The sequence below is a fragment of the Lactobacillus sp. wkB10 genome (genome assembly GCF_000760615.1).
Lineage (GTDB): Bacteria > Bacillota > Bacilli > Lactobacillales > Lactobacillaceae > Lactobacillus > Lactobacillus huangpiensis.
Genome location: NZ_JRJB01000001.1, coordinates 137144 through 153384 on the forward strand (window position 1 = coordinate 137144; position 16241 = coordinate 153384).

A 16241-nucleotide genomic window follows, 5' to 3' on the forward strand; every position below is an offset into this window, starting at 1 on the left:
TGAAATTGCTATCATATAAATTATGTTAAAATGAATATGCTGTTTGAGAAAGGGTTATTTCTATGAATTATGACTGGGATAATTTTTTATGGCCATATGAAGAGGCTGTGCGAGAATTAAAGGTGAAATTTCGTTCTTTAAGACAAAGTTTCTTGAAAAAGGGAGAACATTCACCTATAGAATTTGTGGTCGGCAGGGTGAAAACTGTTGACTCAATTAAAGAAAAAATGAAAAGACGTGTAATTAGTTTCGACGTTATTGAAACTGATATGCAAGACATAGCGGGAATTAGAATAGTTTGTCAGTTTGTCGATGATATTTATAAGGTGGTAGACTTAATTCATACACGTGCCGACATGGAAGTCATTGAAGAACGTGATTATGTGAAAAATGCCAAACCTTCGGGCTATCGCTCTTATCATATGGTTATTTCATATACTGTTTATTTGCCGACTGGTCCCAAAAAATTACTAGCTGAAATTCAGATTAGAACATTGGCAATGAACTTTTGGGCAACGGTAGAACACACTCTCAATTACAAATATCAGGGTTCTTATCCTAAAGATATTTCTGAAAGACTAAAATCTACTGCAGAAACGGCATATAAGCTTGATGAAGAAATGTCATTAATTAAAGATGAAGTGCAAGAAGCTCAGAAAGTTTTTACCAAAAACAAGGGTAAGGAAAAATAATGAGAATTACAATTGCCCATAACACCAATCAGGAGACACTAAAGGTAGTGGCGCACTTGCGAAAATTGTTAGAAACCAAAGAGGGCGTTGTCTTTGATGCCAAGTATCCAGATGTAGTGATTACGGTCGGTGGAGACGGAACGTTGATAAATGCTTTTCACAGATATGAAAACCAAATCAGTTCAATTCGCTTCATCGGCATCCATACTGGACATTTGGGCTTTTATACTGATTGGCGTGGTCCTGAAGTTGATAAAATGGTGGATGCTTTATTTTTAAGAGAACCTGAGTCTGCCAGCTATCCGCTGTTAGAGGTGGAACTTCTAACTGAAGCTAATGAAAAGAAACACTTTTTAGCTTTAAATGAGTCAGCAGTAAAGCGCATTTCACATACGCTTGAAGCTAAAGTTTACATTGATGATCAGTTATTTGAAAATTTCCGCGGAGATGGTTTATGTATTTCAACTCCAACCGGCTCAACAGGTTATAATAAATCGCTTGGTGGTGCCGTAATCCATCCGAGACTTAAAGCCTTACAGATGGCAGAAATAGCTTCTATTAACAATAGTATTTTTAGATCTTTGTCATCACCAATTGTACTCGCTCCCCAGCAGTGTGTTACCATAGTTCCTAAAGCTGATCATTTTGTAATGACCATTGATGGTCGTCGCATTAACATTAGAAATGCTAAAAAGATTAATTACCGTATTTCTAGTAAGGAAATTCATTTTGACAGGTTTGGACATACCCATTTTTGGTCAAGGGTTCAAAGTGCATTTATTGGAGATAACGATGACACTATTTAAAGTTACTGTAGATGAAAAGGCCCCCAAAAAACTGGGGATTTTTTTATTAAAGAATGGTTTTTCAAAAAGAGCTGTCAATAATGCTAAAAATGCGGGTGGCATGATTCTTGTTAATCATAAAAGGCGCTATACAAACTTCATTTTACATGTTGGCGATGAAGTGATTTTCATTCCGGGTCAGGAAAAGCATAATCCATGGCTCACACCTTCCCAAAAACCTATTGAGGTTGTTAAAGAAACTGAAAACTACCTGGTTGTTAATAAGCCTGCAGGGATTTTATCGATTCCTTCCCGCTATGATGATAACGCACTCGTTAACCAAATTTTAGGTTATTTTGAGCGCAAAAAAAGTGTGAATATCAAGCCACATATTGTAACGCGACTTGACCGTGACACTTCTGGTTTGGTTTTAGTTGGTAAAAATGCTATTGCGCATGCACGTTTTAGTCAGCTTAAAAAGGATAAATTTATTAAAAAGTACCATGCAATAGTTCATGGTAATTTTGGTTTAGACGAACTAAAGGGCATCATAGATCAGCCAATTGGACGAAAAGGAACTTCGATTGTACGTAGTATTGAACCCACTGGCAAGAAAGCAAAAACGGCATATAAAGTGATTGCACAAAAAGAAAATGCCAGTATAGTAGAACTACGCCTTTATACCGGGAGAACTCACCAGATTCGTTTGCACATGCAATATCTTGGTCATCCTTTATATGGAGATCCATTATATGGGCAAAAAGATAATTTCAAACGACAAGCATTAAATTGCTTTTACTTAGAATTTCCTGATCCGTTCAGTAAAGAAAGGCAAGTTAGTATTGAGATCCCTGATCCAATTGATATGCAAGAATTATGGCAGAATATTCCGAAATAGTTTTAGCACATGTAATAAAAAAGAGTTGTCATTATTTTAGACAACTCTTTATTTGTTTTGGAAAAATTATTCGCTAAAAAGCACGCGGGTTCCTTCTGGAACAAAAATATTCTTTTGCACAGGAGTCAAACAGCCATTTTCCGCATCCCTGGTATATAAAGTAGCATTATCAGAATTTTGATTAGTTGCTACTACATATTTTTCGTCTTTATCCCAGTTAAAATCTCGCGGAAATTCGCCAAAGGTTGAGATTCTTTGACGCAACTGTAAAGTGTGATCATCGTTGACTGCAAAAACAGTAATAGTATCGTGACCACGATTGGAAGCATAAATAAATTTACCATCTTTACTAATTTTAATAGCAGCCGCTCCATTGTGGTCGGAATAATCATCAGGAATAGTTGAATAAGTGGCAATACTCTTAAATTGCCAATTAACCTCATCAAACTTGACTAAATTAATTTTGCTTGAAAGTTCACCAACAACATAAAAATAATTGCCATCAGGACTGAAAACAATGTGGCGACTGCCAAAGCCTGGCTCGTTTTGATATTTAGCTAAATGATGCAGCTTATCATTTTTAAAGCTATAAAAATCAACACAGTCATTTCCTAAGTCGCAACTTACAAGATTTCCTTGTGGTGTTTGATCAAAAAAATGCGGATGGGGACCATCAGCTTGTTCAGGACAAGGCCCCAGGCTATCTGCAGTGTGAGTCACTGAATCCAAAAAAGTTAACTTGCCATCATCATCAAATGAGAATACAGCTAAAACTGCTGTATGGTAATTGGCAGTATAAAGCAATTTCTTTTTCTGGTTAATGCCAATGTAGGCAGGTGACGAACCGGGAGTTAAGTATGAATCTTTTTCCTGATACTTACCATCAACGAGTTCAAATGAGCTGATGCCACCCTTATCGCCAGCGTTATTAATAGTAAAAATAAGCTTGCCTTCTTGAACAAAATAGGTTGGACCTCCAACTTTTATTACTTCTTTAGCTGGTCCCATTTGCATTTCCAATCCATTTTCAGCAAGTGTGAGTGGTAATTCATAGATTCCCGTTGATTTTTTTTTGGTATATCCTCCAATTAATAATTTCATGCTTGAAAAGCCTCCAATTTCATTTATAATTGTCTCAATAATTAGTATAGCATGACACGCAATTGTAAAAATATTGAGTGACTTTAACATTTCAAAAAGTGTTAAAGTATGGTGTCGGCTTTATTTATTAATTTTAAATTGAAAGTTTTGAAATAAGAGGTATGTTGGGAATGGAAGAAAATAAAATTCGAGAGCTTTATGCTAAGAATGATATTTCTGAAGTTTATACTAATCTTCACTCATCTTCTGCAGGCTTAACTTCTGCAGAGGCAACCGCAAGATTGGCTAAATATGGTCGTAATGAAATTAAAAAGTCTGAGGAAGAGTCTGAATGGAAGACTTTTTTTAAGAACTTTATTAGTATGATGGCAATCTTGTTGTGGATTTCCGGAGCTGTTGCGATGTTCAGCGGTACCATTGAATTGGGAATTGCCATTTGGATGGTCAACATTATTAATGGTTTGTTTAGTTTTTGGCAGGAAAGGGCAGCTAAAAGAGCAACAGATGCTTTAAATAATATGTTGCCAACTTATGTTCAGGCAATTCGTGATGGTAAAAAAACGCAGATTGATGCCAAAGAATTGGTTCCCGGAGATGTTTTTATTCTTCAAGCAGGTAATGCTATTCCAGCAGACGCCAGACTAATTACTGCCAGCTCAATGCAAGTTGATCAAAGTGCTCTAAATGGTGAATCTGTACCTGAATCAAAAACTACGGATTACGCACCGGGCGAAGGCAGCTACGCAGAAGCTAATTTGGTTTATTCAGGAACAACAGTTGGCTCAGGTACAGCTCGTGCAATAGCATTTGCTACGGGAATGAATACTGAATTTGGCAAAATAGCGCAGTTAACACAAAAGCAAAATAAGGTCGATAGTCCACTAACCCAAGAATTAAACCGCCTAACGAAACAATTATCAATTATTGCTGTTTCGATAGGTATTTTGTTCCTAATTGCAGCAATTTTCTTTGTTAAATATCCGTTTGCTAAAGCCTTTATTTTTGCTTTAGGGATGATTGTAGCTTTTATCCCAGAAGGATTATTGCCTACTGTAACTCTTAGCTTAGCTCAGGGTGTTAAACGCATGGCCAAAAAACATGCACTGGTTAAGGAATTAAATTCTGTTGAAACACTTGGAGAAACTACAGTTATTTGTTCAGACAAAACGGGTACCTTAACCCAGAATCAAATGACTATTCATTACATTTGGACTCCTCAAAATGAATATAAAGTTACTGGCAATGGTTATGTCAATAATGGGCAGATTGAATTAAACAATAAGCAGTTGTGGTATGAAGAAAATCCCGACTTGCATAAGTTGGTTCAAATAGCATCTTTGGACAACGATACTGCTGTTCAACCCAGCAAGGTCAAAGGAGGAAAACCCAAAATTTTGGGGACGCCAACTGAAGCCTGTTTAATTATTATGGCCGAAAAAGCAGGATTTGATCGTCAAAAAGTTTTGGTTAAGTATCCGCGATTAAGAGAACTGCCTTTTGACTCTAATAGAAAGCGTATGTCAACTATTCATCGCTGGAATGATCACCAATATATCATTTTTACTAAGGGTTCTTTTAGCGATGTGATTAAGCAGTGTGACCAAATTCAAGTCGATGGCAAAGTTCGGGCTCTGACTGACGATGATAAGAAACGAGCCGAAAAACACAATGCCGACTATGCTGCTAAAGGACTTCGCAGTATGGCTATGGCCTATCGAATTGTGGAAAAAGAAAATACTGATGTTACTAAGTTAACCATTGAATCAGCTGAGGAGCACTTAATATTTGTTGGTTTGACTACAATGAGTGATCCACCTCGTCCTGAAATATATAATGCCGTTAGGCGTTGTCACCAGGCAAAAATTAAAATTATTATGGTTACTGGGGATTCCAAGTTGACAGCAAAATCTGTTGCAGTTCAAATTGGTTTGACCTCTGACAAGGCTCGAGTCATATCTGGTGATGAACTAGAGACCATGAGCAATGAAGATTTACGAGAAGCTTTGAAAGGAGAAGTGATTTTTGCTAGAGTAGCTCCTGAACAAAAATATAAGGTCGTTAAAACTTTACAGGAAAATGGTGAAATTGTAGCTTCTACTGGTGACGGAGTTAACGATGCACCTGCTTTGAAGCAGGCAGATATTGGTATAGCAATGGGCTTGACTGGTACGGATGTAGCTAAAGATGCAGCCAATATTATCTTGACTGATGATAATTTTGCGTCTATTGTGGCCGCAATTGAAGAAGGCCGTGCCGTCTACAGCAATATCCGTAAGTTTTTAACTTATATTTTGACTTCAAATGTACCGGAGGCCTTTCCATCGATATTATTCCTATTTTCTGGAGGCATGATTCCTTTGCCAATGACTGTAATGCAGATTTTAACAGTCGACTTGGGAACGGATATGCTACCGGCATTAGGACTGGGCGGAGAAGCTGTTGATCCTGATGTCATGAAACAAGCTCCACGAAAACGTAATGAGCACTTGCTTAACAGAAGCGTAATTATTAAAGCATTTTTGTGGTATGGTTTGATTTCCAGTGCCATATCAATTGGTGCATATTTCTTTGTGAATTTCCAAAACGGCTGGCCTCATGTGCCATTAGCTGCTGATGGTCCAGTTTATATGCGTGCAACTACAATGGTTTTGGGAGCAATCATTTTTACGCAGATCGCAAACGTACTGAATTGCAGAACAAACAAAGTTTCTCTGTTTAAGAAAGGTATATTCAGCAATCGTAATATCTGGTACGGAATTATATTCGAAATCCTTCTGTTTTTGGCTTTAACTGTTACTCCCGGCTTGCAGCAATTATTCAATACGACAAGGTTATTACCGGTTGACTGGTTATTCTTATTCTGTCTGCCAATACCGTTAGTTATTATAGATGAAATTAAAAAATGGCTTCTTTATCATAAAAAATAAAGAAGTAACAAAGAAAACCGCTTATATATTAGTTAAGCGGTTTTTGTTATGCTAAAATTAAAGCTTAAGGAGAGCAAATTATGAAATGGACAGCAACTATTACAAAAATTGGTAAACAAGCTATTGAGCCTAAGGGTAATATGGTGATTTTATTTGGTGAAAATGTCACTCCCGAATTAGTCGATGTTTCGGTAATTCAAAAATTTAATGCCCAAACCCCTGTCAGTAGTTTTATTATGAAAAAAGGCGACACAATTACAATCGATGGTCAGACCTATATTGCTGACTTTGTCGGTTCCATGGTTACCAGCGATATGAGAGCTTTAGGTCATGTAACGCTGTTTTTTAACCAGAAAAAGTCAAAAAATCCTCTTGCTAACGGTGTGTATTTCACTATAGAGGATAAACAGACAATGCCTGAATTTAATATTGGTGATGACATAGTATATGAGCACATTTGATTAGGATGATTTGATGGACTACGAGAAAAAGCATAAAAAAAGAACCATATTTCAAAAATGGTTTTTGAATAATCGGTTTAGTATTGCACTACTAAACATTTTGTTGTTCTTCCTTGTGATTTGGTTGTTCAACAAAATATCATTTGTTTTAAATCCCGCTAAGGTCTTTGTAAGTGCGATTCTTCCTCCGTTAATGCTGGCTTTGATTCAGTTTTATATTATGAATCCGCTAGTAGATATTTTAGAGAGAAAGTTCAAAGTACCAAGGATTGTTACTATTCTTGGATTATTTGTTTTAGTAGCAGTTTTGCTCGTTTGGATAGTTAATACTTTATTGCCAATTGTTCAAAGTCAAATTAACTCATTAATTACTCATTGGCCTCATATCTGGAAGGATGCTACAAATGCGGTACAGGATTGGCTGAGTAATCCGCAACTTCACAGTGTTAAGGGTAATATTAATGATGCTATCAATAGGGCGCAAGATATGCTCTTTAAGTCAGGTCATGAGGCCGTCAATGCAGCGCTTAGCAATATTTCTTCAGCAATTAGTGTTGTTACTATTATAGTTATGACTTTACTTACCGCACCCTTTATTCTGTTTTTTATGTTAAAAGATGCTCACAATTTACGCCCTTACTTAATGCAATTTGCACCGAAGCGTTGGCAGAAAAGTTTTGGTGAACTTCTTTACGATATTAATACTGCACTAGCATCTTATATTAGGGGACAACTTACTGTTGCTTTTTGGGTCGGAATCATGTTTGCCATTGGCTACAGTATCATTGGACTTCCGTATGGCATTGCCCTTGCTGTTTTAAGCGGTATTCTTAACCTTATTCCATATTTTGGTACTTTTATTTCATTTATACCTGTAATCGTGATTGCTATTATGCTTTCTGTACCAATGGTAATTAAAGTTTTGGTTGTTTTTGCAATCGAACAGACCATTGAGTCAAGGGTTATTAGTCCTTTGGTAATGGGAAACAAGATGGAGATGCACCCGGTAACCACTATTTTGTTATTGATAGGCTCAAGTTCTGTTTGGGGACTTTGGGGCGTCATTTTTGGTATTCCAATTTATGCTATTTTAAAAATTATTATTTTGCGTGTTTATAACTATTATCGTAATGTTTCTCAAGTATTCAAAGAAGATGAAGATGATGAAGATTTCGAAGATGCCACTGGACATCAGAATAATTTGATCACTGAATCAGAAGAAAAAGCGCCAAAAAAATAATTCTTATTATTAAAAATTTAAAAATTTAGTGAAGGAGAAACAGATTGACTAATCACGTAGTGTTATATGAGCCACTAATGCCAGCTAATACTGGTAATATTGCTCGAACTTGTGCCGGGACTAATACAGTTCTTGATTTGATTGAGCCATTAGGTTTTCAAATCGATAACAAAAAAATGAAACGAGCAGGCTTGGATTATTGGGATAAGGTTGATGTTCGGGTACATGAAGATCTTAATGCATTCCTAGGTCAACTCGGTCCCCAAGACGAAATGTATCTTATTTCTAAATTTTCTTCAAAAAATTATGCGGAAATAGATTATACAGATTCTGCGAAAAATTATTACTTTGTGTTTGGCAAAGAAACTACTGGTTTACCAGAAACATTTATGCGAGAATATTACGAACGCAATTTAAGAATACCAATGTCGGATAATATTCGTTGTTATAATTTGGCTAACTCAGTGGCGATAGTTTTACTTGAAGCATTGCGTCAGCAAGGTTTTCCTAATTTAGAAACTACACATCATTATGAAAATGATAAATTAAAAGATAACTACAATCGCCCTGAGAGGTATGAAAGAAATTTAGGAGGAAAATAAGATGGAATTTGAAAAAGAAACTCCTGTTATTGTCAAAAACTTTCATTATGATATTAATGAAGACCAGGAAGTTAAAGATCAGGTAAATTTTGGCTTAAAAAAGGTCGAAAAACAAAATGATGATGGTTCAACTGATGCTGGTTCTGACGGCAATTATTTTGATGTGACTGTTATTTTTGACGTGGCGCCAGCGCCGGGTGATTTTTCGGTTAGCGGAATGATTAGTCAGATCGTTAAAATCAAAGATTATTTTGGTGATGGCAGCGACCTTGAAAAGACAGATTATAAGTTGCTTAGTCGGCCATTAGTTGAATATATTGAAACTCTTACTTATGAAGTTACTCAAATTACTTTGGATGAACCAGTTAATTTGAACTTCCAAGCAAATTTTTAATTGTTGATTAGGTAGTATTATGCCTAAAAAGAAGAGGAGAAAAACCACCAAGTCTCATAAGAAAAATCAGAATACTGGAATTACTTGGGCAATTTTTGGCCTTGTACAAATTATTATTTCAGTTTTGGCATTTGTTAAATTTGGAATTCTTGGTAAACAAGTTGCGAATGTTTTTCGTTTCTTTTTTGGAGATTCCTATTTATTAGCTGCTGGAATTTGTATTATTTTTGGCCTGGTTATGCTGATTTACAACAAGCCAATGCACTTTAAATTTAAGCGCAGTTGTGGTCTGTTTTTTGCAATACTCGGATTTTTATTAATTCAGAGCAGCGTTTATTTTGAAAGTGAATTTGTAAATAATGCGTTTATGAATGCTTTCTGGCATGAAATATCAGCTGAATTTGGCCGAATGGCTGTTACCAAACATGTTGGTGGAGGAGTAATTGGTGCATTATGCTACCAAATATTTTATCCCTTGCTAGGTCATATAGGATTGCGAGTAATTGCAATTCTACTAATTCCGTGTGGTATTTTGATGTTCTTTGATGTAAAGTTTGCAACTATAATTAAAAAATTTCAGACGGTTAGTCAGCTTTTTATTGCTAAAAATAAGGCAGCTGGCACGAAAATAAAAGATAAATATGGTTCATTCAGAGAAAAACAACAACAGAAGAACTTGAATGAACAATCTCAAAATTTACAGGAGACATCGGATTCTCAAAATATGGTTTTTCCTGATGTTGATGATTTTGCTGTTAATGACAAGTCGTCTGAAGAATTTGCAGACACTACAGATGTAGACAATTCTGTTTCGCATGAATCTGAATTTGGTGATATGCCAGAACATTCTCCAGTTGAGCCACAAATTCAGGTGGCCAGTCAAAATAATAATCAAAAAGAGAGCAAAACTGACAATACCAGTGGCAATTTACCTAAATCACATTCTTTTGTTGAAGAAGATAAGAAAATTAAGCAAGAATTGGAATCTGTTGATCATGGTGAACTTAAACAAGATCAGAAAGTTAGTCCAAATTATCAAAAACCTCCTTTAACCTTGCTTGATAGCATTAAGAATGTTGATCAAAGTACCGATAAGGCTCTTATTCGCAAAAATACGCAAACTTTACAGTCTACTTTTAAAAGTTTTGGCGTCAAAGTTATCATAAAAAAAGCAATTTTGGGTCCTACAATTACACGATATGAAGTACAGCCTGCTGTTGGAGTTAAAGTTAGCAGGATTGTTAATTTAGCAGATGATTTGGCTCTTGCCCTGGCAGCAAAAGATATAAGAATAGAAGCACCTATACCCGGCAAGCCATATATCGGTATAGAGGTGCCTAATAAAAACACTTCGGTCGTTGCTTTTAAAGATGTAATGCAGAGTCAAGATAACAAAGCTAAGAAAGATCCTATGCAAGTGCCTTTGGGCAAGGATGTTAGCGGACAAACGATTTCAGCTGACTTAACTAAGATGCCCCACCTTCTCATTGCTGGTTCAACAGGTTCCGGAAAGTCTGTTGCAATCAATACCATTTTAACGAGTATATTAATGAAGGCACTGCCGGATCAAGTTAAGTTGATTTTAATTGATCCTAAAATGGTTGAACTTTCTGTTTATAATGGTGTTCCACATTTGTTGATACCGGTAGTTACAGATGCTAAGTTAGCTGCGAATGCTTTAGGCAAAGCTGTTAAGGAAATGGAACGGCGCTATAAACTATTTGCTGCAAGTGGTGTCCGTAATGTGGGTGAGTTTAATGATAAGATTCGACTCAATAATCAAGATAAATCTAAGCCTGCAATGAAACCATTACCATATATTTTGGTAGTAGTCGATGAACTTAGTGATCTGATGATGGTTGGTGGCCGCGATGTTGAAGGTGCAATTGTTCGTTTAGGGCAAATGGCGCGCGCTGCGGGAATTCACATGATCTTGGCTACTCAACGACCGAGTGTTGATGTCATTACCGGTTTAATTAAGGCAAACGTACCATCTCGAATTTCTTTTGCTGTTTCAAGTGGTATTGATTCAAGAACAATTTTAGACCAAACTGGAGCTGAAAAGTTGCTCGGCAGAGGAGACATGTTATACATGCCGGTAGGAGCCTCCAAACCTGAACGAATTCAAGGTGCTTATGTTTCTTCAAGTGAGGTTGAGAAGATAATTTCTTGGGTAAAGAAACAACAAAAGCCTGAATATGATAAAGGGATGATTCCGCAAAAAGGTCAAGAAAATTCAGAAAAACAAGATGACGAACCAGAGGATGAATTTTATGATCAGGCTGTTGAACTGGTAAGACAGCAACAAACAGCAAGTGTATCACTTTTACAAAGAAGATTTCGTATAGGCTATAATCGTGCTGCCAGAATAGTTGATGCGATGGAAGAGAAGGGTATTGTGGGTCCATCCGAAGGATCAAAGCCTCGTCAAGTTTTGTTACCACCTAAAAAAGATGAGGTCAAGACCTAATTTTTAAGAAAGTTTATCATGTCGTTTTATTAGTTCAAATTTGCAAAAAAATAATGTTAAAATAAAATTGAATATGAATACATAACTGAATTTATCTTTAAAGAACTAGTTTAGCTATATGGTCATCTTCATACTAAAATAAAATAAAAGGAATGTTTTAATTGCAGCGAGCACTTGTATTTGGTGCAACAGGTGGCATTGGTCAAGCTATTTGTGCTGACTTAGCCAGTGCCGGTTGGTCTCTTTATGTTCATTGCAGTCAAAATTGGCAAAAGGCCTATACTATGGCTGAAGGAATGAGTCAGAAATATCCCGGTCAGGACTTTATCCCTATAAAGTTAGATTTTTTGGCTAAAAATGACGAATTAAAAGGATTTGTTAGTGAGCTTTTGCCAGTGAACGCAGTGGTATTTGCCCAAGGAGTTACAGATTATAATTTTGTTAGCAGTCAAAATATGACAAAAATTGATGAAGTTTTGCATATAAATTTGATTACTCCTATTAAATTAACAGGCTTGTTAGAACCTCATTTGATAAAAAATGATTATAGTCGTATTGTTTATTTAGGTTCGGTTTATGGTGGTACAGGCAGTGCTATGGAAGCTGTCTACAGTTCTTCAAAATCCGGACTTGAGCGCTTCGCACAAGCATATTCTCGTGAAGTGGCTTCTGCCAATCTCACAGTGAATGTTTTAGCACCAGGCGCGGTCAACACATCAATGAATTCAATATTAGCACCAGAAGCAATGGAGGAAGTTAGGGGCGAAATACCTGTTGGACGTTTAGCAGAGGGCAAAGACATCTCCTACTGGGTTAAAACGCTGCTGGACGTTAATTCTGGATATTTAACTGGTCAGACCATTTATGTAAGTGGCGGCTGGCTCATTTAAATATAAAATAGTATATAGTATATGTTATACTCAAAGAGTAAATTTAGGATTTAAAGAGGTAACTATGGCAGATATCGGAGATAAATTACGCAGTGCCAGAGAGGCTAAGGGACTTTCAATTGAAGATATTGAAAAAGCAACCAAAATTCAAGGCAGATATCTGACGGCGATTGAGCAAAATGATTTTGATAAGCTTCCGGGTGATTTTTATGTAAGAGCATTTATCAGACAGTATGCTCAAATAGTCGGTTTGGATGGTAAAAAGCTGCTAAGTGAATATCACGAGGATATACCAAAGGCTGAGCCTGAAGAATTTGTTGAAGATTCGATTGACAATAAAAGTGAAGAAGTCAGCAAAACAACTAATAATAAGAAAAAGATATGGCAAGATTACCTTCCACGAATTATTGTTGGCCTAGGAATAGTCGTTGTTATTTTGGTATGCTATGTTGTTTATGCTCATTTCTCTTCTAACCGCAATGAAAATAATAATACAGCGGGTGATGTATCAGTTTCTTCAGATAATGATAAACGTCGTCAAAAGATCAAGAAGCCTAAAAAGAAGAGCGTAAAAATTAAAGAATTAGCTACAAATCAGTTCCAAATTACTGGTCTAAAAAATAATCGCAATTTGGTTGTGCGAGCTGGTGATCAGGCTACTACGGTTTCTATTGCTATGAACGGCGTTAACCAAAGTGGTCAGACTTTAACTGCTGGTCAAAAGCACACATTGAGGATTCCTGAAACTGCTCAAACTGTCGTTGTTACTTTCAGTAATGCTGTCGGGACTTCAGTTACAATTGGTGGTAAAAAAGTTCCATACACTGCTCAGAATTCGAATCTTTCTTTGACCTTTTATATTGGTAAACGTAACAGTAATCAAAGTAATCAAACTCAAACTGACCAGAACAATTCTGGAACTACGACCAATAATTCAGGACATAGTAATTCAAATCATCAAAACCAGAGCCATAATCAAACTGGCAGTCACAGCACTAATAATGGTACTAGTGGCAACAATAATTCTAGTTCATCCAATAGCCAAGAAAGTAATCAAAATAATAACCAGAGTAACCAGAATAATAATCAGTCAGGTCATGATAGCAATCAGTCAAATAATAATGAACACAGTAGTGAATCTGGTCATTCTGGAGGCACTTCTTCCGGTGGGAATGATAGTAATGAAAGATAGTTATTTTGGGAGGAAAAGTTAAGAATGAATTTGCCTAATAAGTTAACGGTTTTTAGAATATTATTGATACCAGTTTTTATGTTAATTGTCATTTTTGGTGGCAATGCTAGTGTTAAGGTTGCAGGAACAACTGTTTATTGGAAATTAGTCATTGCAGCTATTGTTTTTGCAGTGGCATCTGCAACGGATTGGTTTGATGGGCACATAGCCAGATCACGCAACCTTGTTACCAATTTTGGTAAATTTGCGGATCCGCTGGCAGATAAAATGCTTACTATGACTGCTTTTATTATGTTGATTTCGTTAAATCTGGCTCCTGCCTGGATTATCGCTATTATAGTTTGCCGTGAATTAGCAGTAACAGGTTTGCGCTTAATATTGGCAGAAAACAAGGGTCAAGTTATGGCTGCAGCAATGCCTGGCAAGATTAAAACAACTTGTCAAATGCTCTCAATTATTTTCCTGTTAATCGGAAACTTCTATCACATAGGAACAATTTTGCTATACATTGCATTAATCTTTACAATTTATTCTGGTTGGGATTATTTCCACAGTTCATGGGATGTTTTCGAAGGTTCAATGTAAATTAATGAAAAGTTAATATAGAAAAAAAGCATTACTTTTAGTAGTGTTTTTTTGTGCATTATTTTTAATATAAACTGCTGTTGAAAAGACAGATTGTTGATTAAGTTACATTTACTTGTTAGGATTAAATTAAGGGAATATTGGAAAAGGAGGAAATTTTATGGTAGAAAAAGTACCAGCAGTTGAATTTCGGGATGTTTCAAAAATATATCCTAAGATGAAAAATGCAGCTGTTAAACATATTAGTTTTAAAATAGAAAAAGGTGATTTTTGCTGCCTGATTGGCACCTCCGGTTCAGGAAAGACAACTATAATGCGTATGATAAATCGCATGAACAGTGTAACTAAAGGTGAAGTACTTGTTAACGGCAAGAATGTTAAAAGTTTCAATCCTGTCAATTTAAGGCGTCATATCGGTTACGTTATTCAGAATAACGGTTTAATGCCTCATATGACCATCAGAGAAAATATAATTTTAGTACCAAAATTATTAAAGTGGCCTAAAGAAAAGTTGGCTGGAGAAGCACAAAAGCTTATTAAAATGGCTGAGTTGCCTGAGTCATATTTAGACAGATACCCAACAGAGCTATCTGGTGGTCAGCAACAAAGAATAGGTGTCGTACGTGCGCTTGCGGCAAATCAAAACTTGATATTAATGGATGAACCATTTGGCGCGCTCGATCCAATAACTCGTGAAAGCTTGCAGAACTTGGTTCAAAACTTACAAGTGCGCTTAGGCAAAACAATAGTTTTCGTCACACATGATATGGACGAAGCGTTAAAGCTTGCAACTAAAGTAGTTGTTTTACATGATGGCCAGTTAATTCAAGTAGGAACACCGGATCAGATTTTACATCAACCTGCAAATGACTACGTTAAGAGCTTGATTGGTGAGGAGCGCTTGTCAGAAGCAAAATATGAAACTGTAAAAGTTAAAAATGTGATGCTGACTAATCCAACAAAAATTGATTTAGGTGCTTCACTCACTGATGCTTTAACTATGATGAAGGAGCATCGAGTTGATACGCTTTTAGTAGTTGATAATGGAGACCATCTTAAAGGTTACATTTCAATTGATGATTTGCAACGCAATTACCCTAAAGCAAGTAGCGTCAGCGATATATTGATTACAAAACTAGGGACTGTCGGTCCTGAGGAATATCTACGTGATAATTTTAGTCGGATTATGAGTCGTAATAAGAGTTACATACCAGTAACAGATTCAGATAAAAAATTAGTTGGAATCGTCACTCGAGCTAGTTTGGTAAATGTTGTTTATGAAAAAATATGGGGCGATAAAAGTCACCTGCAAGGTTCTTCAGAAAAAGAGGCGAAATAATAATGTCAGCCTTTTTTGCACAACACGGTTCAGAGTTATTAGTAAAAACTTGGCAACAAATATATATTTCTGCTATTTCTTTAGGACTGGGAATACTAGTTGCAGTTCCACTGAGCGTTATATTAATGAAATTTAAGCGAATTGCTAAAGTGGTAATAGCAATAGCCAGTATGTTACAAACTATACCAGCTTTGGCGCTTCTAGCAATTATGATACCATTTTTTGGTGTTGGTAAAGTACCAGCAATTATAGCTCTTTTTCTTTATAGTTTAATGCCAATTTTACGTAACACATACGTAGGACTAACTGATGTAAATCAAGATACAATTGATTCTGCACGCGGGTTAGGCATGACTAATATGCAGCTTATTTTAAAAGTTGATATTCCTTTAGCCATGCCTGTAATTATGGCAGGAATTAGACTTTCTGCTATTTATGTAATTGCCTGGGCAACTCTGGCTTCGTATATCGGAGCTGGCGGCTTAGGAGACTTTATTTTTAACGGGCTTAGTCTCTACCAAACGGATCTCATTTTTGGAGGAACAATTCCTGTAATCATTTTGGCTCTTCTTACAGATTACCTATTGGGCAAGCTGGAACGTAAGCTGACTCCAAAAGGAATATAAGGAGGCGTTCATCGTGAAAAAGTATTTTAAAAAAATATT

General features: G+C 36.2%; 15 protein-coding genes. 14 read left to right on the forward strand and 1 reads right to left on the reverse strand.

What is annotated here, in order from left to right; translation table 11 throughout:
• Nucleotides 1-62 precede the first annotated feature (62 nt).
• From LACWKB10_RS00685 to LACWKB10_RS00695, 3 genes are read left to right on the forward strand one after another with little or no spacing between them, the layout of a single operon-like run.
• Nucleotides 63-692, forward strand: a complete 630-nt coding sequence (locus LACWKB10_RS00685; RefSeq protein ID WP_034977384.1) for a GTP pyrophosphokinase family protein — start codon at nucleotides 63-65, stop codon at nucleotides 690-692.
• Nucleotides 692-1498: an NAD kinase gene (locus tag LACWKB10_RS00690; RefSeq protein ID WP_034977387.1), complete on the forward strand. Its 807-nt coding sequence runs from the start codon at nucleotides 692-694 to the stop codon at nucleotides 1496-1498. The genes LACWKB10_RS00685 and LACWKB10_RS00690 overlap by 1 nt, the downstream gene beginning before the upstream one ends.
• Nucleotides 1485-2375 (forward strand): RluA family pseudouridine synthase, encoded by an 891-nt coding sequence (locus tag LACWKB10_RS00695; protein WP_034977389.1) that lies wholly within the window; start codon nucleotides 1485-1487, stop codon nucleotides 2373-2375. The genes LACWKB10_RS00690 and LACWKB10_RS00695 overlap by 14 nt, the downstream gene beginning before the upstream one ends.
• A 66-nt stretch (nucleotides 2376-2441) precedes the next feature.
• On the opposite strand, the gene LACWKB10_RS00700 is transcribed toward LACWKB10_RS00695, so the two are convergent.
• Nucleotides 2442-3476: a lactonase family protein gene (locus LACWKB10_RS00700; protein WP_034977392.1), complete on the reverse strand. Its 1035-nt coding sequence runs from the start codon at nucleotides 3474-3476 to the stop codon at nucleotides 2442-2444.
• Between the two features lie 170 nt (nucleotides 3477-3646).
• On the opposite strand from LACWKB10_RS00700, the gene LACWKB10_RS00705 reads away from it, so the two are divergent.
• The 11 genes from LACWKB10_RS00705 (at nucleotide 3647) to LACWKB10_RS00755 (ending at nucleotide 16202) form a co-directional block, all read left to right on the forward strand.
• On the forward strand, nucleotides 3647-6403 hold the full coding sequence (locus LACWKB10_RS00705) for a cation-transporting P-type ATPase (protein WP_034977395.1): 2757 nt from the start codon (nucleotides 3647-3649) through the stop codon (nucleotides 6401-6403).
• Between the two features lie 80 nt (nucleotides 6404-6483).
• Nucleotides 6484-6864 (forward strand): PTS glucitol/sorbitol transporter subunit IIA, encoded by a 381-nt coding sequence (locus LACWKB10_RS00710; protein ID WP_034977398.1) that lies wholly within the window; start codon nucleotides 6484-6486, stop codon nucleotides 6862-6864.
• A gap of 13 nt (nucleotides 6865-6877) precedes the next feature.
• Entirely contained in the window at nucleotides 6878-8104 is a 1227-nt protein-coding gene (locus LACWKB10_RS00715) for an AI-2E family transporter (protein WP_034977401.1), read from the forward strand.
• 44 nt (nucleotides 8105-8148) lie between these two features.
• Complete coding sequence (locus LACWKB10_RS00720) at nucleotides 8149-8706, forward strand: tRNA (cytidine(34)-2'-O)-methyltransferase (protein WP_034977405.1); 558 nt, start codon at nucleotides 8149-8151, stop codon at nucleotides 8704-8706.
• Nucleotide 8707: 1 nt separating this feature from the next.
• Nucleotides 8708-9100: a DUF1149 family protein gene (locus LACWKB10_RS00725; protein WP_034977408.1), complete on the forward strand. Its 393-nt coding sequence runs from the start codon at nucleotides 8708-8710 to the stop codon at nucleotides 9098-9100.
• 19 nt (nucleotides 9101-9119) lie between these two features.
• A complete protein-coding gene (locus LACWKB10_RS00730; RefSeq protein WP_034977410.1) occupies nucleotides 9120-11570 on the forward strand; it encodes a DNA translocase FtsK in 2451 nt (816 codons plus the stop codon).
• Nucleotides 11571-11731: 161 nt separating this feature from the next.
• On the forward strand, nucleotides 11732-12460 hold the full coding sequence (gene ymfI / locus LACWKB10_RS00735) for an elongation factor P 5-aminopentanone reductase (protein WP_034977413.1): 729 nt from the start codon (nucleotides 11732-11734) through the stop codon (nucleotides 12458-12460).
• A gap of 64 nt (nucleotides 12461-12524) precedes the next feature.
• A complete protein-coding gene (locus LACWKB10_RS00740; protein ID WP_034977416.1) occupies nucleotides 12525-13652 on the forward strand; it encodes a RodZ family helix-turn-helix domain-containing protein in 1128 nt (375 codons plus the stop codon).
• Between the two features lie 24 nt (nucleotides 13653-13676).
• Nucleotides 13677-14237: a CDP-diacylglycerol--glycerol-3-phosphate 3-phosphatidyltransferase gene (gene pgsA, locus LACWKB10_RS00745; protein ID WP_034977419.1), complete on the forward strand. Its 561-nt coding sequence runs from the start codon at nucleotides 13677-13679 to the stop codon at nucleotides 14235-14237.
• A 160-nt stretch (nucleotides 14238-14397) separates the two neighbouring features.
• Entirely contained in the window at nucleotides 14398-15576 is a 1179-nt protein-coding gene (locus LACWKB10_RS00750; RefSeq protein WP_034977422.1) for an ABC transporter ATP-binding protein, read from the forward strand.
• A 2-nt stretch (nucleotides 15577-15578) separates the two neighbouring features.
• On the forward strand, nucleotides 15579-16202 hold the full coding sequence (locus LACWKB10_RS00755; RefSeq protein ID WP_034977425.1) for an ABC transporter permease: 624 nt from the start codon (nucleotides 15579-15581) through the stop codon (nucleotides 16200-16202).
• The last annotated feature ends 39 nt before the right edge of the window (nucleotides 16203-16241 follow it).